18 protein-coding genes and 3 pseudogenes are annotated in these 23785 nt (G+C 62.0%); 14 read left to right on the forward strand and 7 right to left on the reverse strand.

What is annotated here, in order from left to right; genetic code table 11:
* Positions 1-33 precede the first annotated feature (33 nt).
* The 4 genes from N0Q91_RS05425 to N0Q91_RS05440 all read right to left on the reverse strand — a co-directional run bounded on the left by N0Q91_RS05425 (position 34) and on the right by N0Q91_RS05440 (position 3814).
* Complete coding sequence (locus N0Q91_RS05425; RefSeq protein ID WP_275597525.1) at positions 34-777, reverse strand: HugZ family pyridoxamine 5'-phosphate oxidase; 744 nt, start codon at positions 775-777, stop codon at positions 34-36.
* Positions 778-810: 33 nt separating this feature from the next.
* The gene (gene choV / locus N0Q91_RS05430; protein ID WP_100671860.1) at positions 811-1860 is read right to left on the reverse strand and encodes a choline ABC transporter ATP-binding protein; all 1050 of its coding nucleotides are present in this window, start codon (positions 1858-1860) and stop codon (positions 811-813) included.
* Positions 1857-2702, reverse strand: a complete 846-nt coding sequence (gene choW, locus N0Q91_RS05435) for a choline ABC transporter permease subunit (RefSeq protein WP_003535852.1) — start codon at positions 2700-2702, stop codon at positions 1857-1859. The genes choV and choW overlap by 4 nt, the downstream gene beginning before the upstream one ends.
* Before the next feature lie 155 nt (positions 2703-2857).
* Positions 2858-3814: a choline ABC transporter substrate-binding protein gene (locus N0Q91_RS05440; protein ID WP_275597526.1), complete on the reverse strand. Its 957-nt coding sequence runs from the start codon at positions 3812-3814 to the stop codon at positions 2858-2860.
* A gap of 306 nt (positions 3815-4120) precedes the next feature.
* Here N0Q91_RS05440 and N0Q91_RS05445 point away from each other — a divergent pair.
* The 8 genes and pseudogenes from N0Q91_RS05445 (at position 4121) to N0Q91_RS05480 (ending at position 14126) form a co-directional block, all read left to right on the forward strand.
* Positions 4121-4707: pseudogene (locus N0Q91_RS05445) on the forward strand (thymidine kinase).
* A gap of 158 nt (positions 4708-4865) precedes the next feature.
* The gene (locus N0Q91_RS05450; protein ID WP_100671857.1) at positions 4866-5954 is read left to right on the forward strand and encodes a coiled-coil domain-containing protein; all 1089 of its coding nucleotides are present in this window, start codon (positions 4866-4868) and stop codon (positions 5952-5954) included.
* A 61-nt stretch (positions 5955-6015) separates the two neighbouring features.
* Positions 6016-7164: a hypothetical protein gene (locus N0Q91_RS05455; protein WP_275597527.1), complete on the forward strand. Its 1149-nt coding sequence runs from the start codon at positions 6016-6018 to the stop codon at positions 7162-7164.
* A 3-nt stretch (positions 7165-7167) separates the two neighbouring features.
* Complete coding sequence (locus N0Q91_RS05460) at positions 7168-9084, forward strand: AAA family ATPase (RefSeq protein ID WP_275597528.1); 1917 nt, start codon at positions 7168-7170, stop codon at positions 9082-9084.
* A 180-nt stretch (positions 9085-9264) separates the two neighbouring features.
* Positions 9265-9708 carry an endonuclease domain-containing protein gene (locus tag N0Q91_RS05465; protein ID WP_275597529.1) on the forward strand — a complete coding sequence of 148 codons (444 nt, stop codon included), beginning with the start codon at positions 9265-9267 and terminating at the stop codon, positions 9706-9708.
* 138 nt (positions 9709-9846) lie between these two features.
* Positions 9847-11136 (forward strand): DUF6638 family protein, encoded by a 1290-nt coding sequence (locus tag N0Q91_RS05470; protein WP_275597530.1) that lies wholly within the window; start codon positions 9847-9849, stop codon positions 11134-11136.
* Between the two features lie 3 nt (positions 11137-11139).
* Complete coding sequence (locus N0Q91_RS05475; protein ID WP_275597531.1) at positions 11140-12360, forward strand: DUF2333 family protein; 1221 nt, start codon at positions 11140-11142, stop codon at positions 12358-12360.
* Positions 12361-12419: 59 nt separating this feature from the next.
* Positions 12420-14126 carry a formate--tetrahydrofolate ligase gene (locus tag N0Q91_RS05480; protein WP_275597532.1) on the forward strand — a complete coding sequence of 569 codons (1707 nt, stop codon included), beginning with the start codon at positions 12420-12422 and terminating at the stop codon, positions 14124-14126.
* Positions 14127-14220: 94 nt separating this feature from the next.
* On the opposite strand, the gene N0Q91_RS05485 is transcribed toward N0Q91_RS05480, so the two are convergent.
* Positions 14221-15054, reverse strand: a complete 834-nt coding sequence (locus N0Q91_RS05485; RefSeq protein WP_275597533.1) for an extensin-like domain-containing protein — start codon at positions 15052-15054, stop codon at positions 14221-14223.
* A 291-nt stretch (positions 15055-15345) separates the two neighbouring features.
* Here N0Q91_RS05485 and N0Q91_RS05490 point away from each other — a divergent pair.
* The 5 genes and pseudogenes from N0Q91_RS05490 (at position 15346) to queF (ending at position 21567) form a co-directional block, all read left to right on the forward strand.
* A pseudogene (locus tag N0Q91_RS05490) lies at positions 15346-17547 on the forward strand (TonB-dependent receptor, heme/hemoglobin family).
* A gap of 120 nt (positions 17548-17667) precedes the next feature.
* Positions 17668-17712: a trpE operon leader peptide TrpLE gene (trpLE, locus tag N0Q91_RS05495; RefSeq protein ID WP_178385068.1), complete on the forward strand. Its 45-nt coding sequence runs from the start codon at positions 17668-17670 to the stop codon at positions 17710-17712.
* A gap of 114 nt (positions 17713-17826) precedes the next feature.
* Positions 17827-20017 (forward strand): annotated as a pseudogene (locus N0Q91_RS05500) (anthranilate synthase).
* 168 nt (positions 20018-20185) lie between these two features.
* Positions 20186-21106 (forward strand): cation diffusion facilitator family transporter YiiP, encoded by a 921-nt coding sequence (yiiP, locus tag N0Q91_RS05505; protein WP_275597534.1) that lies wholly within the window; start codon positions 20186-20188, stop codon positions 21104-21106.
* A complete protein-coding gene (gene queF / locus N0Q91_RS05510; RefSeq protein WP_275597535.1) occupies positions 21103-21567 on the forward strand; it encodes a preQ(1) synthase in 465 nt (154 codons plus the stop codon). Before yiiP ends, queF begins: the two co-directional genes overlap by 4 nt.
* 95 nt (positions 21568-21662) lie before the next feature.
* On the opposite strand, the gene N0Q91_RS05515 is transcribed toward queF, so the two are convergent.
* Positions 21663-22151, reverse strand: a complete 489-nt coding sequence (locus N0Q91_RS05515; RefSeq protein WP_275597536.1) for a GNAT family N-acetyltransferase — start codon at positions 22149-22151, stop codon at positions 21663-21665.
* A complete protein-coding gene (locus tag N0Q91_RS05520; protein ID WP_275597537.1) occupies positions 22148-22729 on the reverse strand; it encodes a HupE/UreJ family protein in 582 nt (193 codons plus the stop codon). The genes N0Q91_RS05515 and N0Q91_RS05520 overlap by 4 nt, the downstream gene beginning before the upstream one ends.
* 197 nt (positions 22730-22926) lie before the next feature.
* On the opposite strand from N0Q91_RS05520, the gene N0Q91_RS05525 reads away from it, so the two are divergent.
* Positions 22927-23514 (forward strand): ATP-dependent Clp protease proteolytic subunit, encoded by a 588-nt coding sequence (locus N0Q91_RS05525; RefSeq protein WP_003534438.1) that lies wholly within the window; start codon positions 22927-22929, stop codon positions 23512-23514.
* The last annotated feature ends 271 nt before the right edge of the window (positions 23515-23785 follow it).

Genomic DNA, 23785 nt, shown 5'->3' on the forward strand with positions numbered 1-23785 from the left:
CCCCTGCAAGAAATGGGGGTAGCTAAGATGCGATTAACGGTAAAGTTTTTTTAGAATTGGCCGTAATTCGGCCTCGTCGGCAAGGGGCGTCTCGAACTCCAGGCGGCGCAGACGGTCGCCGTCCGACAGGTCGAGCCCTGCCGAATCGATGCCGACGATCTTCCAGTCGCCTTCCGGTGCGCGGCAATGAGTGGTTGCATAATATCGCACGGCTTCGGCGTGATCGGCGTTCATGTGCTCGATCGCGCCGCCTTCCATTTCCGCGATGGCGGCAGCGGCCGGCGAAGCGATGGCGAGATCCTCCGCCGTCAGCACATAGGCGCGGCCGAAGCCGCCATTGAGGCTTGCCCGAAGCGGGTTGAGACGGAAGAAGCCGAAGTCCGGAAAATCGGCATAGAGCTTGGACTTGGGGTGCCGGCGAAGGAATCGTTCGCGAAGACGCAGGTGGAGCGCGCAATCGCGCGGGACGGCCTCCGCCTCGCACTGGACCGTCAGGCGCGGATGGGCGAGCGGGTCGCCTTTGCCCGGCTCGCCGGTCAGCAGCGAAGCGCGCCGGTCCGCCGTGAGCGCTTGAGTATGCGTCGACAGCCGCGACACGAGGATGACCGGCGTTCCGTCGATATCGATGCCGACGAGTACACGGCTGACGAAGGGATAACCATCGCTCCCCGGCTCGATCCCGGCAAGCGCGCCGCTTCTCGCCGAACGAAGAAGCACCCGGGCGAGCTTGCGTGCTTCCTCGTCCGTCTCGCGCAGCACACTGGGTTTCTCGCTCATGATCGACTCCTTCCGGCGGGCCAGCGTGCCGCGTCAACTTTTCTTGCGGTGGCGCGTCAATCCTTCGACGATGTTCTGGGCGTCGATGGTCCCGACGACGGAGCCGTTGTCGACCACACCTATGCTGCCCGGCTGACGCGACATGGCGTCGAGAATATCGACGAGCGGCGTAGTGGGCCTGGCCGTTGCCGAAACGCCGGTACTGGCGGCGGCTCGCCCGACGCCGGTCTGCATCACATCCTTCGCCGTCAGCATGGTGATCGGGTTCATGTGCTGGACGAAATCGGCCACGTACTGATTTGCCGGCTCCTTCACGATCTCCTGTGGCGTCCCGCACTGGATGATTCTTCCGCCTTCCATGATGGCGATGCGGTTGCCGATACGGAAGGCCTCGTCGAGATCGTGGCTGACGAAGAGAATCGTCTTTTTCAGCCGCCGCTGGAATTCGAGCAGTTCGTCCTGGAGGCGCGTGCGGATCAGCGGGTCGAGAGCCGAGAACGGCTCGTCCATCAGGAGGATCGGGGCGCCGGTCGCGAAGGCTCTTGCGAGGCCGACCCGCTGCTGCATGCCGCCCGAGAGCTCGTTGACCTTGCGGTCCGCCCACTTGGCCAGGTTGACGAGTTCAAGCTGCTCGCCGACGCGCTTTCTTCGTTCGGCATCGGCAACGCCGGCCAGTTCGAGCCCGAAGCCGACATTGTCCGCCACCGTTCGCCACGGCAGAAGCGCAAACTGCTGGAACACCATCGAGACCGTATGCATGCGGAAGTCGCGCAGAGACTTGGCGTTGCAGCGATAGGGGTTCAGCGATCCGTTCGCGGTCTTGACCTCGACCTCGCCGCGCACCACCGGCGCGAGGCCGTTGACGGCCCTGAGCAGCGTCGATTTGCCGGAGCCGGACAGCCCCATCAGAACGAGGATCTCGCCTTCATTGATGGTCAGCGAAGCGCCGGCGACGCCCAGTACTAGGCCTGTGGCGGCACCGATCTCGTCGCGCGTCTTGCCCTGGTCGACCATCTGCACCGCAATCTGCGGGTTTTTGCCGAAGATGATGTCGACATTCTTGAAAATGACGGCGTCGGTCATGCGCCTTCTCCTTCATCGGACGAGCGGAAAAGACGGTCGAGAACGATCGCGAGAATGACGATACAGAGACCGGACTCGAATCCCCTTGCGATGTTCACCGTGTTCAGCGCCCTGAGGACGGGCACGCCAAGACCGTCGGCACCGACGAGCGCTGCGATCACCACCATCGAGAGCGACAGCATGATGGTCTGGGTCAGGCCTGCCATGATCTGCGGCATGGCGAAGGGCAGTTCGACCTTGCGCAGCACCTGCCAGGGCGTCGCGCCGAAGGATTCGGCGGCCTCGACCAGCGCCGGCGGCGTCGAGATGATGCCGAGCCGCGTCAGCCGGATCGGCGCGGGAATGGCGAAAATGACGGTGGCGATCAGCCCCGGTACCATTCCGAGTCCGAAAAGGATCAGCGCCGGAATGAGGTAAACGAAGGTGGGGATCGTCTGCATCAGGTCCAGAATCGGCCGCATGATCGAGTAGATCCAGGCACGGCGCGCCGCAGCTATGCCGAGGGGCACGCCGACGGCCATGCTGACAAAGGTTGCCGCAAGAACCAGCGCCAGCGTTTCCGTGGTCTCCTGCCAATAGCCCTGATTGACGATCAGGAGTAGCCCGAGACAGGTGAAGGCGGCAATGCCGAGGGAGCGGCGGAACCACCATGCGAGCGCCGTCACGACGGCGATGATGATAAGCGGGTGCGGCGTCTGGAGGATGTAGAGCAGGACCGAAATGATCGCCGAAAGCACGTTGGCGAGCTGGTCGAAGAACAGGTTGAAATTCGTCGTCAGCCAGTCGACGAAAGACTTCGCCCAGGCGCCGATCGGGATGGGGTTTTCAGTCAGGAATTCCACGAAACAGGGTCCCTCTTGCCAGGGTCAACACTCAGGTCAAAAGACCGGTGGAAAAAGGCGGGGTGTTTCCCCGCCTCACTGCATTTCCCATATCGGAGCCGATTTGAGCACGGAACATGCAGCAATTCAAAATGCCACGCGTGATCTGCCGCCGGTCAGAGGCCGAGGGCGGTCTTGACCGCGGCCAGTCCGTCGCCGCCATCCTTGGTCGTGACCCCCGCAAGCCAGGGTTCGATGCTCTGCGGATTGTCCTTCAACCACGCGGCCGCAGCTTTCTCCGGGTCTTCGCCGTCGTTGAGGATCTTGCCCATGATCTCGTTCTCCATCTGGAGGGAGAATGAAAGGTTCTGGAGAAGCTTGCCGACATTCGGGCATTCGGTCGTGTATCCGGCGCGCACATTGGTGTGCACCGTCGCGCCGCCGTAGTTCGGGCCGAATACGTCATCGCCACCGGAAAGATAGGTGAGCTTGAAATTGGCGTTCATCGGATGCGGTTCCCATCCGAGGAAGACGATCGGGTCGCCGGACTTCTCGGCGCGGGCGACCTGCGCCAGCATCCCCTGCTCGGAGGATTCGACGACTTCGAAGCCCTTGAGATCGAAGGTGCCCTTTTCGACCATGTCGATGATCAGGCGGTTGCCGTCATTACCCGGCTCGATACCGTAGATCTTGCCGTCGAGTTCGTCCTTGTGGGCTGCGATATCCTTGAAGTCCTTGATGCCCAGTTCCACGCCCTTGGCATTGGTCGCAAGCGTGTATTTCGCGCCTGCGAGGTTTTCGCGCACCGTCTCGACGGATTTATCCTCGCGGTAGGGGGCGATATCCGCTTCCATGGTCGGCATCCAGTTGCCGAGGAAGACGTCGATGTCCTTGTTCTTCAGCGATGTGTAGGTAACCGGCACAGACAGGACCTTCACGTCCGTTTCGTAGCCGAGTGCCTCGAGGATGGTCGTCGCGGTCGCCGTGGTCGCTGTGATATCGGTCCAGCCGACGTCGGAGAAGCGGACCGTGCCGCAGCTTTCAGGTTCGGCTGCAAAAGCGTTTCCGGCGGTCAGGGTTGCCATGCAAACGGCTCCCGCCAGCGTGAATTTGAGAGAAAGCGTCCTTATCATCGTCGTCGTTCCCCTGCCTTGTGTTCTTTTTTAGCCAAACACCAATGAAGCGTTAGCCAAACACCAATGAAGCGCGAATTCAAGCGCCCTGGCGTTTAAAGAAGTGTATTGCCTCAGTACATTAACGGGATGCACAAAGCGACGCCTGATGTCGCAATGCCCGCGAAATACCGCCCCCCGATGCGAGCAGGACTTGCGGGCCATCGCATGTGCGCCCTCTCGGAAATCTGTGAGTCGCTGCGGGATGCTCTGGTCATCGGACGCGTGCCCCGTCATGTAGCGGGCACGATGTCCGGAGATGGGACCATGTCCAAACTTTATTTCAGCTATGCGACGATGAATGCGGGCAAGAGCACGCTGCTCCTGCAGGCCGCCTACAACTATCAGGAGCGCGGCATGCGCGTCGTGATGCTGATCGCAGCTTTCGACGACCGCGCCGGCCAGGGTCGCATCGCGTCTCGCATCGGGCTGGAATCGGGGCGATCCCCTTCCGCAGCGAGGACGATCTCCATGCGCTGATCGAGCGCCTGAACGGCGACGGCTCCGGTGAAATCGCCTGCGTCTTCGTGGACGAGGCGCAGTTCCTCGGTGAAGATCAGGTCTGGCAGTTGGCGCGTGTGGCGGATCGCCTCGGCATTCCGGTCATGGCCTATGGCCTGAGGACGGACTTCCAGGGCAAGCTCTTCCCCGGCTCCATGGCTCTGCTCGCTATCGCGGATGAGCTGCGCGAAGTCAGGACCATCTGCCATTGCGGGCGCAAGGCAACGATGGTCGTTCGCCTCGACGGCTGCGGCAAGGTCATGCGGGAGGGCGCTCAGGTGGACGTCGGCGGCAATGAGAAATACGTCTCCTATTGTCGTCGCCATTGGGAAGACCGGATGCGCGAAGGCTGAGGCGCAAGCCGGCCGGCGGCGATGCACCGGCCCTACTGTCGTGCGCTTGAAAAAGCGGCCACCGCCCTTGTCGATCCGTGCTAAACATCCTTTATATAAGTGCAATCAAGGGCTGAAATAGTCCGCTCGCACTGCTGGCTGGCTTAGGGGAGAAGGCAATGGCGACGCTTCAGAATTTTGACACCGAGATCGAGAAGACCAGAACCGTCGTCAAGGAGATGCGCAGCAAGCTCGAGCAGTCCGGCGTCGTTCTCGAGCAATTCGCCAAGGCGGACACCAAGCTCGGCGACGTCAATTTCGATATCGAGAACGCCCGCATTCAGGACGTCGTCAACCAGCAGAAGGTGATGGAAGCCAACATCGCCGATCTGATCATCGGACTGGAGGACGCCACCAACGTCTTCGGTGCCGAGTTCGAAAGCATGAAGAGCTACACCGGCTACGAGAAGTTCATCGGAATCTTCTCGAAGCAGAAGATGCAGAGGCTGCGGACCGATCGCGTGCGCAACATGTCGCTTGCCGGCAACCTGCAGGAACTGCTGTCGAAATCGGATACCATCGTCGGCATCCTCAAGGACCAGAAGGCGATTCTCGACCAGCGCTACAAGACCTCCGAGCAGAGCCTCATCCAGGTGATCGAGCGCCGCAAGGGCACGATGGCTGCGCTGGAACAGACTCAGAAGCGGATCGAAGAGCTCAACCCGCTGCTGCTCGATATCGAGAACAGGATCGCCGCCTCGACAGACCAGAAGACCCGAACCGACCTCGAAGGCGAACGCTCGCAGCTTGCGACCGAATACAATGAAAAGCAGGCGAAGGAACAGGAGCTTCTGGCCGAGAGCCAGACGCTCGAGCGCTACACGGCCATGTTCCAGACCTTCGTCGATTCTTTGAACAACCAGATCGCCGCCCAGAACACGCTGATCAACAAGCTTACCATCGACACGGAACAGCGCATCGTTCTCTACAAGGCACTGGAAGATTCGTTGAAGACGGCTGCGCAGCAGGACGTGGCGCACAAGATCAACACGCTCGGCAGTCAGGTGGACACGGCCGCCGAGGAGACCATGGCCGGGATCGGCGCGGCCGCACAGCGCCACATCGGCGATTTGCTCGAGATGCATGAAAAGAACATGCTCGCGACGCAGGATATCCAGCGGCGCAAGAAACTCGCCGACGACGCCTTCGCGCGCCGCTTCCAGACGGTGATGGACAAGCATAATGCAGCAAATTATGTGAAGCAGTGATCGGCAAGGCGGCAATGATCCGATCTGCGACCGCCTTTCGGCATTTGCCGGGAGAGCTGCCATGAATACCGCCATTCCTTCGGCCGTCAGGCAATATTTCGGCTCCGTCCGGGCGGCGCTCGCAGGGCTCGAGCTCTTCCTCGGAGACCGCAATTCGCCGCTTTACCGCGACAGCGTCGTCGGCGAAGTCATCGGTCCCTATCTTGCCCGGCTGAAAGCCTCGATCGCCTGCTGGGAAAACCGGATCGGTTTCGTCGAACAGTTTCGCATCTCGCGCGCCGAAAGCGGCTTTCCGGTTTTCCAGAACGTGCTGGAACTCGAAAACGACCGGCAGAATGCGGAGAAGCGGCTTGCGAGCATTCCTTCCGCCGATGCGCTGCGCGAGGAAATGGTCGATTTCATCCTGAGGCAGAGGGCGTTCCCCGAGGCGCTTCAGGTTCGCATGGCCGAAAGGCTCTATCTGGAGCAGATCGGCAAGGGGGATATCTTTTCGCCGTTCATCCTGCCGGAGACGATCCGGGTCGCGGTCAATCCGAAGACGATGCGGCCCTATTACGTCGTTTCCTGGGGCGCGTTCGACGGCAGTCAGACGCTGCCGATGATCTATATGGCGACGATCGAGGATTCCTCGGAGAATATCGTCGAGATGCTGGTGACCGAGGATGGCAAGCTCAATCCTGGAGTCGAGATTCCGCTGCCGGTCGGTGGCCTGCTCAATCCGGAGCTCGCAAGCCGTTTCGACGATTTCGCCTCCAAGAACAGCGCCTATTCGCTGACGCCGGCGACGATCGCCACAAATCTCGACAGGGACTTCCCCGAACTGCATCCGAAGCAGCTTCGCCGGATCGTGCTCGGCCCCTTCTATTCGGCGGGCATCACCGAGAACAATGCGAGGGTCAACGACATTCTCTCCAGGGTGCGCAAGACCGAGAATGCGTGGCTGCTCACCTGGACGGTGCAGGAGGTCTTCTCGAAGGCGGAGCGGCCGGCAACGCGTGGCTTCTGGTCCTCCACCCAGGCGCAGGAGGAGTTCCACATCGACACCACGGATCTGGAGGCGGCGCGCATGGGGGTAAGCGCGTATGAGAAGCATGCACTGGTGCCGCACGACGCGTACCAGGCGCTCTATGCCTCCGGCGAGGCCGCCCAGGTCTTCGGCGATTACAAGGTGCATGTCATATCCGGCAACCAGGTGGTGAGCGAGGTCTGAGCCATGGCATTGAACACAGGGCTGACGACGCTGCATGAGGACGAGATCGCCAGACATCAGGCGGTGGCGCAGAGCCTGGTCACCAAGCTTGCCGTTATCGAGCGGGACGATGGCGCGGCCGCCACGCCGCTGGCAGGGACGGGGCGCCGTTTCGTCTCGACGGTATCGACCGGCGGTCAGCGCCGCAGCCGCGAGGTCGAACTCGCACGCACCATCCAGGCGGTTCGCAGCGCCGACCCGCTCCTGTCGCCGGCGCAGCATTCGGTGCTCTATCGCACCCGTCGCGGCATCCAGGTGGCGCTGGCTGTTGCCGATGTCTTCGCGCGGCAGACGAACCTTGAACAATTGCAGGCGCGTAACGCCACCGCGCCGCTTACCGGCGAGGATGCGGCTCATTTCAAAGCGCTGCTCTCCGCTTCGGCCTATATCGCCGCCTTCACGCTTGCCGCCTATCTCGGCGCGACGCTGCAGGAAGAGGGCGAGCCGGTGGACGATGCCGCGGAGCCGGATTTCCTTTTCGACACGCCGCAGGATGCGCTGAAAACCATGGTCGCCGGTCTCGACCGCAGCATCGCCGGTGCGCCGGACGAGCTCGCGCTGGTCGCACGAGCCCGGGCCTTTTCCCGCATCGCGATCGAGGGTCTGATTGCGCGCAAGGCGCGTTTCACCGGTCTGCAGAATTTCGAGAGCGTGCATATCCGGCTCGACCAGGACGATTTTACGCTCAACGGTTTCGACGTCGCGCCGGGGCAGAAGCGCAAGCCGCTGGTGATGACCTTCAAGAAGCCCGAGGAGATCATCGGCAATCACATCGCCAAGTACCAGGCGCTGAAGCTCGCCAAGATGCTGATGGCCTACGACTTCGACCGGCAGATGAACCCTTTCGTCGAACTCGGCGGCTTTCTCTTCACCTTCATCGGCGACGGCATGCCCGGTACCGGCAAGACGATCCTGATCCAGATGCTAGCCGGCATGCTGCACGAATATTGCGGCATCGCCGGTTATCCCTTCCATTACGAGAATTTCGGCGTCGACCAGATTTCCTCCTATCAGGGCAAATCGGGCCAGAACTGCAAGGAATTCGTCAACAACGTCGTGAACCCGCGGGTGATCGGCTTCGGCACGATCGACGATGTCGACCAAGTGGCGGCAAAGCGCTCCGACGACCGTGCCTCGGCCGGTCAGCACGAGGTGACGGCAGTGCTGATGGAGAGCTTCGCCGGCGCCTCGACGGTGGTGCGCGGCAACTGCACCTTCGGCATGTTCTCCAACTATCCCGAGAATGTCGACGACGCGCTGCGCCAGCGGGCCGGTGCGCGCTGGCTGGTCGACGGGCCGCAGACGGAGGACGACTACATCGACATCTTCGCGCTGCTCGTCGGCAAGAACCACAAGATCCCGCTCGGCGAGCACGATCTCTACGCCGGTCAGGAGATCAAGCGCGCCGTCTCGCAATCCTATGCCGCGCATGCGCGACCGCAGGAGGAGGGGCTTGCCGCCGTCTGGGAGCGGTATCAGAAGGAGAAGGGCAAGATCGCCACGCTCGCCGATGTGGGCGCGTATCTGCACATGATCAAGGAGGCGGAACCCCGCTTCACCGGGCGCGCCATCAGGAACATCACCGATGCCGTCAAGCTGAGGGCCATGGACGTCGAACTGCCCGACGACTGGTTCCGGGACGCCGGCTCGTTCATGCATAGGTCCTACGACGAGAAGAAGGCGATGATCGAGCAACTGCGAGGCCCGATCACCATCGACATGGTGCTGCAGGAAATCAACCGCTATGCGGATAGCGAGTTCCGCTACACCGACAAATCCGACGATGCGGCCGTCGGCGAGATCATCCGCCGGGAGCGTCAGCGCGAGAGGGCGATCCGAGAGATCGAGACGATGAAGCGCGAGGGCAGGTGGCAGGGATGAAGGTTGTGCGTTCTAGACTGCCCCTCACCCTAACCCTCTCCCCGCAGGCGGGGAGAGGGGACGAGATCCTTTGGGCGCGTTATCGGGTGCGATTGAACACAACGGTGTCCCCTCTCCCCGCGCGCGGGGAGAGGGCTAGGGTGAGGGGCAACCCGCAAGCATGAGGGGCAAACCGCAAGCATGAGAGGAGCGAACGAACGACAGACAGAACGCGCGAGAGGTCTGCGGCAAAGCGACAATGAAGCAGAAGCGCTCCTTTGGTCGGAACCGAGAGGCCGGCGACTAAACGGCTTCAAGTTCGTCCGGCAGGTCCCCATCGGTCGTTACTATGCTGATTTCGCCTGCCGTGATGAGCGGCTGGTCGTCGAGGTCGACGGCAGTCAGCATCAGATCGGCAGCGGCGATGAGAGGCGCGACGCGTTCATGATCACGAATGGCTGGAGTGTGCTCCGCTTCTGGAATACGGACGTCTTCAATGACCGCGCGGCGGTGCTGGAGACGATCGTGGCGGTCCTGGAAAAGCGGATGGTGGGAGCAATGAGGAGTGCTGATTTGACCTTCATTCCGGGGAGAAGAGATGAGTCGGGCGTCGAAATCGGCGTCTCGGTCCGCCCCTCACCCTAACCCTTTCCCCGCAGGCGGGGAGAGGGGACGAACTTGCTTCTGGCCGGGGAGGTTGAAGCAGACCACGACGGTGTCCCCTCTCCCCGCGCGCGGGGAGAGGGCTAGGGTGAGGGGCAGAATGCTGAGGAGCATCGCCGCATGAAGCGCCTTTTGGAAGCGGAGCTCATCTATGGACGGCTGCTCGACATTTCCGAACCGCATCTCGTCTCGCGCTATAACAAGGCTCTCAAAGGCTTCGGGCTGAAACCGACGGCTCTTCAGCGGTTCAGCATCGACATGACCGGCTTCTCACCCGAAATCGCCGAGGAAATCGGCGACCGCGACTATCTGGATCCGAACCGGGTCAACCGGCGCTTCATCATCCTGACGCCGGCGCAGGCGGAGCTTCCGGTCGTGCACACGAGCTTCTCAAACACCGCGGCGCTGATGCACGAATTCTTCAACGCCAATGGCCGCGCGATCAATGCGATCACCATCAAGGATGCGCTCTACGGCGAGATCGAGGATTCGGTCTCGGTCGTCGAGGACATTGACGATCTGCTTTCCATCAACGAAGTCCGCTTCCGGGTGCTCTCGGCCGAGGACATGCTTGGCAAGGCGACCGAACTGCGCGAGCTCGTCGACCGGCTGAAAAAGGTGCCGAACGCGTGGGCGGACGACGCGATGCTCGATCGGATGGTCGAACTCGCCAGGACGACCGGCGACATAAGGCAGAACGTGCTCGTGCCGGACGAACTCGTCTTCCGCCATGAGGCCTTCTGGGCAAATCACTTCGGCGGCGTCTACGTCTTTCTCGACGAGAAGACGACGACGGTCATCTGCGACCCTTCCGTGCCCGGTTTTCGCCGTTCGCGGCCCTGGCAGGTCAGCTACATCGCCATAACCGACCACGCCCGCATCTATGACTTTCTGGCGACGACCAACCGGCTGCAATTGCCGCAGGCATCCTGGGTGCAGGAGTCCGGCCTCTTCCAGCATCGCGCGGACATGGTGATCCGTGGGCTCGTCAACGATGCCGATCCGCAGGCCGATCTGACGAGTGTCGACCGGATATGGCTCCAGACCTGGATCCACCGCAATGCCGCGCTCGTGGCGCGCGACGGAATTTACCCCTTCCTCCAGGAAATGGCGCGGGCGATCGCCGCGACGGGTACGATCAGGATGCAGGACGTCGCCCCGGAGAACCGGTTTCTGCTCGTCCGGGCCGCCCCGCAGCATCCGGATCAATGGCTCGTCAACCGCCTGATCTCCGAACTCGTCCCTCGCGATTTCGTCTCGCGATTCGTATTCGACAAGCAAGGCTTCTACAAAGCCTATGAGGGCTACAGCGAAAAGTTCCGCGAATATGTTGTTGCGACACTGACCGGCACATATCTCAAGGACAAGGCCGCCTTCCGTCATAAGCTCTACGGTCTCAAAGAGGAATAAAACATGTTCGATCCGATCGTTGCGTTCTTCCAGCGTGTATTCACGGCGATCGGCCGTGGCATCGGATTGGCGGTGGCTTGGCTTCTGTGGCCGTTCGTCGCGCTCGGCAACTGGTACCGGGGACGAAGCTGGATCATCAAGGGGCCGATCGGCCTGATCCTCCTCTGCCTCGTGCTCTTCTACGCCTACTTTGTCTGGCAGACGCAAGCCTGGACGAATTTCGACCCGGACTATGTCGACCGCTACAAGCTCGCCGACCGCAGGACTCCGGCCGGTTCGCCCGTCAGCGGACCTGGAACGACGACGGGCCAGTCCGGTTCTGCGGCTGACGCGAACCGAGCTACGGTCGCACCCTCCGCTGCGGACAGCACGACCGAGGCTCTCGCAGTGGCGGAGCTTCCGGCCGGAACGGTTTGCCAGACCTCGGCCGTCGTCGAGGTGGCGGCCGATCTCATCGACCTCAACGTCAATCAGAATGCCTGGATCTCGTCGATGCTCGGCTACAAGCTCGGCTTTTTCGGACTGGACTGGGACGATACGCCCTGGCTGGACAACAAGGCGTCCTTCCAGCGCGGCATCAATCAGGCGGTCCGGCGCACAGCGGTGGAACTGGTGGATTCGCTCGGCCGTGTCCGCGGTACATCGGAAGTCAATGCGGACCTGCAGAGCGCGCGCGGCAATATCCAGTTCGACGAGGAAACCTGGTATTTCGGCCTTAACCCCTTTGGTCCGAAGACCCCGACGCCCAGCTTCTATCGTTCGGCGATGCGCGACCTCAGGAAGTTCAACGTCTCGCTCGGCAAGTGCGAGGCGATCTTCGACGGACGGTCCGACAACATGGTCGAGTTCCTCGATCGCGTCGCCAATGATCTCGGCAACACCTCGGCGATCATCCGCGAACGATCGGAGTTCCACAATGGCGGCTGGTTCGACACGCGGGCCGACGACCGCTTCTGGTTCGCCTTCGGCCAGCTCTACGGCTATTACGGCATTCTCTCGGCTGCCGGTGCCGATTTCGAGAATGTCGTCACCCAGCGTGGCCTGGGGCCGATCTATACCGAGACGATGAAGCAGCTTCGCGCGGCGCTCAGAATCCAGCCGCTCATCATTTCGAACGGCCGCGAGGACGGCTGGATCATGCCGACCCATCTCGCGACGATGGGCTTCTACATTCTCCGCGTCCGGTCGAACCTCGTGGAAATGCGCGACATTCTTGCCCGTTGACGGGCGACGTGCGAGCCTAGGCAAAGGAACGGACCTGCGCACCCCGCGGAGGAGGCGGGATGCGCGAGGCAAACTGGGGGGAAGCCGTGGGAGAGGTAAAGTCCGACATCGAGATCGCGCGTGCCGCGCGCAAGCAACCGATTATGGAGGTGGGCGCCAAACTAGGCATTCCGCCGGAGCATCTGCTTCCCTATGGCCATGACAAGGCCAAGGTAAGCGCCGAGTTCATTGCGGCGCAGCAGGAAAAAAGGGACGGCCGGCTCATCCTGGTGACCGCCATCGATCCGACTCCGGCGGGCGAGGGCAAGACGACGACCACCGTCGGTCTCGGCGACGGCCTGAACCGGATCGGCAAGAAGACGATCGTCTGCATTCGCGAGGCGTCGCTCGGCCCCTGTTTCGGCATCAAGGGCGGGGCGGCGGGCGGCGGTTACGCCCAGGTGGTGCCGATGGAGGACATCAACCTTCATTTCACCGGCGATTTCCATGCCATTACGTCGGCGCATAATCTTCTCGCCGCCCTGATCGACAACCACATCTATTGGGGCAACGAACAGGCGATAGACATTCGCCGCATCGCCTGGCGGCGGGTCATGGACATGAACGACCGGGCGCTTCGCCAGATCGTCGGCTCGCTCGGCGGCGTCGCCAACGGCTATCCAAGAGAGACCGGCTTCGACATCACCGTCGCCTCGGAAGTCATGGCGATCCTGTGTCTGGCTATGGACATCAAGGACCTCGAAAGGCGGCTCGGCAACATCATCATCGGCTACCGCCGCGACAAGAGCCCCGTCTTTGCACGCGACATCAAGGCCGACGGGGCGATGGCGGTGCTGCTCAAGGACGCGATGCAGCCCAATCTGGTGCAGACGCTCGAGAACAATCCCGCCTTCGTACACGGCGGCCCCTTCGCCAACATCGCGCATGGCTGCAATTCGGTCGTGGCCACCACGACGGCGTTGAAGCTCGCCGACTACGTCGTGACCGAGGCCGGTTTCGGAGCGGATCTCGGCGCAGAGAAATTCTTCGATATCAAGTGTCGCAAGGCAGGTCTCAAGCCGGATGCAGCGGTGATCGTCGCCACCGTCCGGGCGATCAAGATGAACGGAGGCGTCAAGAGAGAGGATCTCGCCAGGGAGAACGTCGAGGCGCTGAGGAAGGGATGCCCGAACCTCGGCCGCCACATCCAGAACGTCAAGAAATTCGGCGTCCCCGTGCTCGTCGCGATCAACCACTTCACCTCCGATACCGAGGCCGAGATCCGTGCGATCAAGGACTATGTCCGCACGCTCGGCTCCGAAGCGGTCCTCTGCAAGCACTGGGCCGAGGGTTCGGCGGGCATCGAGGAGCTCGCGCGCAGGGTGGTGGATCTTGCCAATGCCGGCCATTCGCAGTTCTCACCGCTCTACGCGGACGAGATGCCTCTCTTCGAAAAGATCGAAACGATCGCCAAGGACATTTATCATGCGAGCGAGGTGATCGCCGACAAGGTGGTTCGCGATCAGCTGCGCACCTGGGAAGATCAGGGCTACGGCCATCTGCCGATCTGCATGGCTAAAACGCAGTATTCCTTTTCCACCGACCCGAATCTGCGCGGAGCGCCGACCGGTCACACCGTGCCAATTCGCGAGGTCCGGCTGGCGGCCGGCGCCGGCTTCATCGTCGTCATCACCGGCGAGATCATGACGATGCCCGGCCTGCCGAAGGTGCCTTCTTCGGAACGGATACGGCTGAACGAGCAGGGGTATATCGAGGGGTTGTTTTGAGGCGGCTCGGCCGCGCTGGCGCTCGCCGCAAGCCCCTTCTCCCCGCATGCGGGGAGAAGGTCGCGGCAGCAGGTTGAGAGGCGACCGCGCCTCCTCAGCGGCAATAGCGGTATCCGTTCTTTCTTTCGATAACGTCCAGATGCAGATGATCTTCATGCGCCGCGTCACTGCCGGGGTCGAGGACGGTCGTGAAATACAGGCAGGCCGAAGCCGTGACCGCCCGCTGGAACGCGCCGGTGAGTGTGCCGTCCTCGTCGCGGGGCTGGATCTCGATCGTCTTGTCGTTGCTGAGCGTGAACGAGGCGATGTCGACCGCGTTGCCGCGCGCATGTTCGGATATCTTGCCGGTCTCCGCATTGTTCCTCAGGCGGCAGATATAGGTTGATGCCTGGTTCAAGGCGACGATGCGGGTCTCGGCCCCGAAGGCGCTTCTGGTGGCCGGTGCCGCCGTTTCCTTCGTCCAGCGCGCGAGCGCCAGCGCCGCCTTGCAGCGCATCACCCCCTCGGGCTTCAGCGTCACATCGGGCAGTATCGCACTGACCCGGATCGGCTTGTCGATGCCGCAGCCCTTGCCGTCATCGATGCCATCGACCTCGGCAAAGGCGGCGCCGAGCGATTTCAATTCCGAGAGACAGGATGCATATTCCTTAGGGTTCTCTTTCTCGATCGTCAGCACAGGGCCGACGTCGAGGGCGTCGTCCTTCCAGCTCGGAGGCAATTCCTGCGCCGCCCGCGCACCGTCCTTCTTTTCTCCGCCGGATTTTTCCAGGCTCTCAGCATCACCCGGCGGTGGCGTAACGGGCTTGGGCGTGGGCGTCGGCTGGCCGCTGCCGGCGGACGGACGCGGCGCGGGTACCGGTCCGGTCTTCGGCAAGGCCGCTCCTGAAAGGAGAAACGCGGAGATCAGAATGATTCCGGCGTGGCGCATGAGGTCCTCTCCATCTTTTCTGCAGCCCCAGGCTTTTCTGCAACCCCAGACGGCGAAACGCACCGGGAACGATCCTGTTTCAAATTGTGCTGAAACTGAGGACGAAGGTCACACCGCAGGCATAAAGATGAGGAAGAACCCCCAAATATATATTGACAATTACACTCATGTTTTCTTATGTGGCTGAAATAAGGCGGAAATCGCCGCCTTGTTCGATTTCGCACTGCCCAGCCAGCCCTTGAGTTCGCCGCTCAACAGCAAGCCCGGCCAACACTTTCAAAGGACTGGTCCATGCTCAACCGGCATCATCGCCTGGCGCTTTTGGCTTGCACGGCATTCGCTACCCTCGCCGGAGCAACAATTTCTCATGCGCAATCCATCGAAGAGGCGGCGGGCGCCGCCGAAAAGCAGGGGCGCGTAACGGTCTTAAAGAAACTTTCCGTCAGGGGGAGAGAAAGAGGGCGTGGCGGACACACCGCTTGCAGAGCAGGTGACGGAAGAGGAACTGGACAACAACCAGATTTCGAGCTTCGAGGATCTGGGCAGGAGCCTCGAGCCAGGGGTGAACTTCAACCGCACGAATGGCAGCGTCAATATACGGGGCCTCGAAGGGCCGCGCGTGCTGACGACGATCGACGGTATTCCCATCCCCTTTATCGACGATGGGGCGCGCGACGCCGATGGAGGCATCGACAGCTTCGATTTTGCCGCCCTTTCGACGATCGACATCGTTCGCGGCGCCGATTCCAGCCGTGCGGGCGGCGGCGCGCTCGGGGGAGCCGTGGTGCTGCGCACACTCGAGCCGGAGGACCTGATCGGCGAGGGCAAGACCTGGGTGGTATCTTCAAATTCGCCTATGACGGCGAGGACGAAAGTCTCGGCGGGTCCGCTGCAGTTGCCGCGCGCTACGACGATACGGCGGTCCTTTTCCAGGGCGGCTACAAGAAAGGGCATGAGCAGGAAAGCAACGGCAACATTGGCGGCTATTCCACAACGCGCACCGAGGCCGACCCTGCCGACTACGATCAGAACAATCTCCTCTTCAAAGTAAGGCAATATACCGATAGCGGCCACACCTTCGGCTTTACGGCCGAGCGCTTCGACCGTGACAAGGACATCGATTTCATGTCCGGCCAGAGCCCTACCGGCAATTATCGGCCAGGTAACTACGACAAGCTCGACAACACCCGGCGCGAGCGCCTGTCGCTCGATTACGAATTCGAGGCCACCGACGACAACGCCTGGTTCGACAGCGCCTCGGCCACGATCTACTGGCAGCGCCTGCTTCGCGAGAACGGTAGCGACGCCTATCGCAGCACCTCGGTGATCGGGGATTATTCCCGCCTCAACGAGGCCGAAGAAGAGAGCTTCGGCGCCAGCGGTTATGTCGACAGGTACTTCGACACTGGCTCCCTGCAGCATAAGGTCACGCTCGGCGGCGACTTTGCCATCGGCAAGCTGCACCAATATTCCTCGGGCGAGGATAGCTGCGACACGGCGCCGAGTCCTTCCTGCAACTTCCTGCACACAAACCAGTCGGACAGCCCCGACGTCGACAGCAGGAAGATCGGCATCTACCTGCAGGATCGCATCTCGATCGGCGATGGTCCCTTCGCGCTGACGCCGGGCCTGCGCTTCGACTGGTACGATTATTCGCCGGAGAATACCGCCGCCTATATGCGCAACCCCAATTATGACGGCTTGCCGCCGGGACAGAGCGATCTGGCGCTGTCGCCGAAGCTTCTTGCAACCTATCAGGCAGCGCAAGAGGTCGAGCTTTTCGCGCAGTGGGCGATGGCTTTCCGGCCGCCGACGGCCGAGGAACTCTATCTGAATTACGGCGCGCCGGGCAGCTATCTGAGCATTGGCAATCCCGATCTCAAGCCCGAAACGAGCCATGGTTTCGAAATCGGCGCGAATCTTGGTGACGACGAGTTCGGCGGCCGAGTCAGCGCCTTCTACAACCGCTATAAGAACTTCATTGACGAACGCTTTTCTCGCGATCCGACCGGCATCTACCCGATCGGCATCACGGAGGCGATCAACCGTGCCAATGTCTCTATTCATGGAGTCGAGGTATCGGGCCATAAAGTCTTCGGCAATGGCGTCCATGTTCGCACCGCACTCGCCTATGCCTATGGCCGAGATCTCGATACCGACGAGGTGCTTGGCTCCGTTGCCCCGCTGAAGGGAGTCCTCAATGTCGGTTACGCCGCCGAAACCTGGGGGACTGACGTCATTCTGACGGCGGCGATGGACGTTTCGGACAAATCGACGAACACTTTCAAGGCACCGGGTTACGGCATCGTCGATGTCACCGGCTGGTGGGAGCCGGAGCAGTTGCCGGGTCTGAGGGTGAATGCAGGGGTCTACAACGTCTTCGACAAGACCTATTGGGATGCGGTGAACACGCAGAATGCGTTCACGCAGCCTGCCGAATTCTATTCGGAGCCGGGGCGAACCTTCAAGGTTTCGATGACGCAGCGGTTCTGAGGATCCGGCGGCACACATAGAGAGCGCGGCCGCTGTGGCCGCCTTCTTTTTTAAGGGACAGATTGGGTCCGCGGTTTTCCCGCTTGCGCGCCACTGCAAGCCGCGCTAACACTTCCGCCCATGGCAAACACGCAGAACATTTCGATCTGGTGGTGGGCTCGCTGAGGCGGCCTTGACCAGTCATGCGTGATTGAGAGATGGAGCCGCCCGGAGATTTCGAGGCGGCTTTTTTCGTATTCTGGCCGCGTGGAAGGACCGGGCTTTTACGGAGCGAGACGAATGGCAGCGGTAATTCTGGAAGACGGCGCGGAGAGTTATACCACGAAGGGTGGCATCGTCGTCACCCGCAAGCGGCGCGAGGCATCCTACAGCGACGCGATCGCCGGCTATGTCGACAGGCTCGACGAGCGGCGCGGCGCGGTCTTCTCCTCGAACTACGAATATCCCGGCCGTTATACCCGTTGGGACACTGCGGTGGTCGACCCGCCGCTTGCCATCTCCTCCTTCGGTCGCTCGCTCTGGATCGAAGCCTATAACGAACGCGGCGAAGTGCTGCTGGCGCTGATCGCCGAGGATCTGAAGTCCGTTGCCGACATTACGCTCGGCGCGCTTGCGCCCCGTCGTCTCGACCTCACAATCAATGAGCCCGATCGTGTCTTCACCGAGGAAGAGCGGTCGAAGATGCCGACGGTCTTTACGGTTCTTCGCGCGGTGACGAACCTCTTCCACTCGGAGGAGGGACTCGAACCTCGGCCTCTATGGCGCCTTCGGCTACGACCTCGCCTTCCAGTTCGATGCGATCGAACTGAAGCTCACCCGTCCGGACGACCAGCGCGACATGGTTCTCTTCCTGCCGGACGAGATACTGGTGGTCGATCACTATGCGGCAAAGGCCTGGATCGACCGCTACGATTTCGCCAGGGAGGACCTTTCGACCGAGGGCAAGGCAGCGGACATCGCTCCCGAGCCGTTCCTGAGCGTCGACAGCATCCCGCCACACGGGGATCACCGCCCGGGCGAATATGCCGAACTAGTCGTCAAGGCGAAGGAAAGCTTCCGGCGCGGCGATCTCTTCGAAGTGGTGCCGGGGCAGAAATTCTACGAGCGCTGCGAAAGCCGCCCGTCCGAGATTTCCAATCGGCTGAAGGCGATCAATCCGTCGCCCTATTCCTTCTTCATCAATCTCGGCAACCAGGAATACCTCGTCGGTGCTTCGCCGGAGATGTTCGTGCGCGTTTCCGGCCGGCGCATCGAGACCTGCCCGATTTCCGGCACGATCAAGCGCGGCGACGATCCGATCGCAGACAGCGAGCAGATCCTGAAGCTCTTGAACTCGAAGAAGGACGAGTCCGAACTCACCATGTGCTCGGACGTCGACCGCAACGACAAGAGCCGGGTCTGTGTGCCGGGCTCGGTCAAGGTGATCGGTCGCCGTCAGATCGAGATGTATTCGCGGCTGATCCACACGGTCGATCACATAGAGGGGCGCCTGCGCGACGATATGGACGCCTTCGACGGGTTCCTCAGCCACGCCTGGGCGGTGACCGTTACCGGCGCGCCGAAGCTCTGGGCCATGCGCTTCATCGAGAGCCACGAGAAGAGCCCGCGTGCCTGGTACGGGGGCGCGATCGGCATGGTCGGCTTCAACGGCGACATGAACACCGGGCTGACCTTGCGTACCATCCGCATCAAGGACGGGATCGCCGAGGTGAGGGCGGGTGCGACGCTCCTCTATGATTCCAATCCGGAAGAAGAAGAAGCCGAAACCGAACTGAAGGCCTCTGCCATGATTGCAGCCATCCGCGACGCCAAATCCGCAAACAGCGCCAAGGCCGCGCGCGACGTCGCTGCCGTTGGCGCCGGAGTGAGCATCCTGCTCGTCGATCACGAGGACAGCTTCGTCCATACCCTGGCGAACTACTTCCGCCAGACGGGCGCGATTGTCACCACCGTGCGCACGCCCGTGGCCGAGGAAATCTTCGACCGGGTCAAGCCCGACCTTGTCGTGCTTTCGCCCGGTCCCGGCACCCCGAAGGACTTCGACTGCAAGGCGACGATCAAGAAGGCGCGGGCGCGGGACCTGCCGATCTTCGGCGTCTGCCTGGGGCTGCAGGCGCTCGCGGAGGCTTATGGCGGCGATCTTCGTCAGCTGGCGATCCCGATGCACGGGAAACCCTCGCGCATCCGCGTGCTCGAACCCGGCATCGTCTTCTCCGGCCTCGGCAAGGAGGTGACGGTCGGGCGCTATCATTCGATTTTCGCCGATCCGTCCAACCTGCCGCGCGAATTCGTGATCACGGCCGAAAGCGAAGATGGTACGATCATGGGCATCGAACACAGCAAGGAGCCGGTGGCGGCCGTACAGTTCCATCCGGAATCGATCATGACGCTCGGCGGCGACGCCGGCATGCGGATGATCGAGAACGTGGTTGCCCATCTCGCCAAACGAGCGAAGACCAAGGCAGCCTGACCTCTTGCGCGTCGGCTGTATCGGCTCGAGGCATTCGACCGTTTGACAAGCGGCCCGTAATCGCCCATATGGCGCCCATGATCCGCCTGCGCGAAAACCCGCGCGGGCGGTTTTGCATTTGAATGGCCTTGCATCTGCAACTCGTTTGCATCTGCAGGAGGAATGACGATGACCGGAACCGACAATAGAACCGTCCTGCGACTCGCCTTCTGGGGCATCCCCCTGTCGCTGGCCGTGATGGGTCTTAAAATGCTCGCCTGGTGGGTGACGGGCTCGGTGGCGCTCCTGTCCGACGGGCTGGAATCCTCCGTCAACGTGGTCGCCGCGGTGATTGCCTATGCGATGATCGGCTATGCGGCAAAGCCGGCCGATGCCGATCACCCCTTCGGGCATCACAAGGCGGAATACTTCTCCGCGGTCATCGAAGGCGTGCTGATCGTCCTGGCGGCGTTGCTGATTATCTGGGAAGCCATCCCCGAAATGATGGCACCGGTGCTTCTGAATGCACCGACGCTAGGCCTCGCCATCAATTTTGCCGCCGGCGTCGTCAATGCGATCTGGGCCTATGTGCTTATCCGCGCGGGCCGCCGCCATCGCTCGCCGGCGTTGAGTGCGGACGGCCAGCATATTCTCTCCGATGTCGTGACCTCCGTGGGCGTGCTCGTCGGCCTTCTTCTCGCCATCGCCACCGGCTACGCGATCCTCGATCCGCTGCTCGCCGTGCTCGTCGCGGGCAACATCCTCTTCCAGGGCTGGAAGGTGATTTCGCGCTCCGTCGACGGGCTGATGGACAGAGCGGTGCCGGCGGACGAGGAGGAGGCGATCAAGGCGGCGATCGCGGCTAATGCCGGCGGGTCTCTCGGGGTCCACGATCTGAAGACGCGTCAGGCGGGCCCGGCGATTTTCGTGGATTTTCACATGGTCGTGCCGGAGGCGATGGCGGTCGGTGACGCGCACGATATCTGCGACCGGATCGAGGAGGCGATACGCGTCGTGCACTCAGGCGCGGAGATCGCCATTCACGTCGAACCGGAAGGCGAAAAGGCGCACGGGGTGCGCGTTAAAGTTAGTGGAGCATCACGGAAATGACCAAGACTGACGTATCTGGACTTTCACAACTGGGGACGAAGGTCGATCTGCCCCAGAGCCCGGAAGAAGCGGTGCTCGAAAGGGTGCCGAGCGGGCACGGCGGCACGGATTTCGTCGTGCGCTTTACGGCGCCCGAGTTCACCTCGCTTTGCCCGATGACCGGGCAGCCCGACTTCGCGCATATCGTCATCGACTATGTGCCGGACGGCTGGCTGGTCGAATCGAAATCGCTCAAGCTGTTCCTGCATTCGTTCCGCAACCACGGCGCTTTCCACGAGGATTGCACGATCGAGATCGCCAAGCGGCTGGTTTCGCTGCTTTCGCCGAAGTGGCTACGGATCGGCGCCTACTGGTATCCCCGCGGCGGCATCCCGATCGACGTTTTCTGGCAGACGGGAAACCCGCCCGACGGCGTCTGGCTGCCGGATCAGGGCGTGCCGACCTATCGCGGACGGGGATGATGGCGGTTGCCGATTTGCGAGGACCGTCTCGCCTCTATCTTTGGCTGGATCCGCTGACCTGGGGATGAGCCGCCCGCCGGTTCGGACGGATTGCCCTATCGATCGAGCCGAAGTGGTTTTGACAGGCCGATCTTTTCCAGTTCGGTCTGGAGGATCGGGTCGAAAGCGACCTTCCTCCAAAGCACTCGGTAGCCGAGACGCTGGTAGAGCTGAAGCGCCCGCTCGTTTTGGGCCGCCACCTGGATTGCGGCTTGCCTGTATCCACGCTCGGCGATTTGCGCTTCGAGCGCCTTTATGAGGGCCGATCCGGCGCCCCGTCCTTCGAAGGCGGGAGCCACCCAGATATCGCTGATGACATCGTCATCGTGCTCGCGGGCGCCGAGGCCGGCAGCTTCTCCATCGACTTCAGCGACGAGAATGCGAGGCCCCAGTTCTCGCACGAACGGCAGGAACGGATTGTTCTGTTCGGTGGCCGCCGCAACATGCGCCGGCACAAGCGGCTTTATGCCTTTGCGCCAGGCTTCAAGGCCGATTTGAGCGAGAAAGTCCGCCTCCTGCGGCAGCGCGGAGCGAACCAGTATCATCCGAGGATCAAGGCTGCGCCGGCTATGGCGGTGGCGCCGCCGACGATACGGGTGACGACGCCGCGCTCCGCAAGCCGGGCGAGCCCCATGCCGAGACCGATGCCGGCAATGTGCAGAAGAGCGGTTGCGATCACGAATCCTGCTGCAAACGACCAGGTGCCGGCCGAGCCCAACTCTCCGCCGTGGGCATGGCCATGGAAGAGCGCGAAGGCCGCGACGATGGCTGCAGCCGTTGCCGCGTCAAGCCGGACGGCTATGGCGACGACCAGGCCGAGCGCCACGACGGAGGCGAGGATGGCCGGTTCGACAAGGGGCAGGGGAGCGCCGGTGTGGGCGAGGACGAAGCCGAGCACCATCGTCGCGACAAAGGCAGCCGGCACGCTCCACAGCGCCCTGCCGCCGATCTGAGCCGCCCAAAGGCCGACGGCGATCATCGCAAGAACGTGGTCGGCTCCGAACAGCGGATGGGAAAGGCCCGCCATCACCGACCCGTGTTCGGCTGGATCGAGATGGGCGAAGGCAGGCGCGGAGGAGCCGGCGAAGAGCGCGGCGGCTGCGAGAAGGACGGATTTCTTCATTCTGGGCCCCGATACGGACATTGATGATCCGTTGATCTTATTGGGCTCCCACCGGCTGTCCATACGTCATTTGGCGGACCCTGTTTACCATCGCGCCGAGGCGGGCGGTTCGAACCGTGTTAACGCCGCCGTTTGCATTGTTTTCGCCGTCGAGTCGCATTATCTGGTTGGAAGACATTTCATGAGGAGTCCGAAGAATGCGGAACGACGACGACCAGGAAGAAAAGAAGACCGAATTGCCCTTGGGCAAGGAGACGGAGGCGAACCTTTTCAAGTCGCGTTCGATTTTCATTTACGGGACCATCACCCAGGAACTCGCGCAGAAGGTCTGCTCACAGCTCGTGGCGCTTGCCGCGGCCAGCGACGACGATATCCGCCTTTTCGTCAACTCGCCCGGCGGCCATGTCGAATCCGGCGACAGCATCCACGACATGATCAAGTTCGTGAAGCCGAAGGTCTGGACCATCGGCACCGGCTGGGTCGCGTCCGCCGGCGCGCTCATCTACGTCGCTGCGCCCAAGGAGCAGCGCCTTTGCCTGCCGAACACCCGCTTCCTGTTGCACCAACCCTCGGGCGGAACGCGCGGCATGGCTTCCGACATCGAGATCCAGGCACGCGAGATCATCAAGATGAACGAGCGTCTGAACCGGATCTTCTCCGAAGCGACCGGACAGCCGGTCGACAAGATCGCCAAGGACACGGATCGCGATTACTGGCTCGGTGCGGAAGAGGCGAAGGCCTATGGTCTCGTTTCGCGCATCGTCACCTCCATCGCGGAGATCTAGAGCGTCCGCCCCTCATCCGCCTGCCGGCACCTTCTCCCGCAAGCGGGGCGAAGGGACGCGAGGCGCCGCCTCAGACCCTTTCCCCACGCGCGGGGAAAGGGCTAGTCCTCGGACCAAACCCGAGGAAAGGGCACTCTTGCTCCGCATTACCAAGCCGTGTATAGGCTTTTCCATGACTGAGGCCGACGCACACAAGATCGCAGCGATCTTTTCGGGACACGATGCCAATCGTGCTCCTGCGCGCGCCTTCGCCTCCCTTCTTCTTCTCGGC

Origin of the sequence: Sinorhizobium prairiense (assembly GCF_029201645.2) — a bacterium.
Lineage (GTDB): Bacteria > Pseudomonadota > Alphaproteobacteria > Rhizobiales > Rhizobiaceae > Sinorhizobium > Sinorhizobium meliloti_A.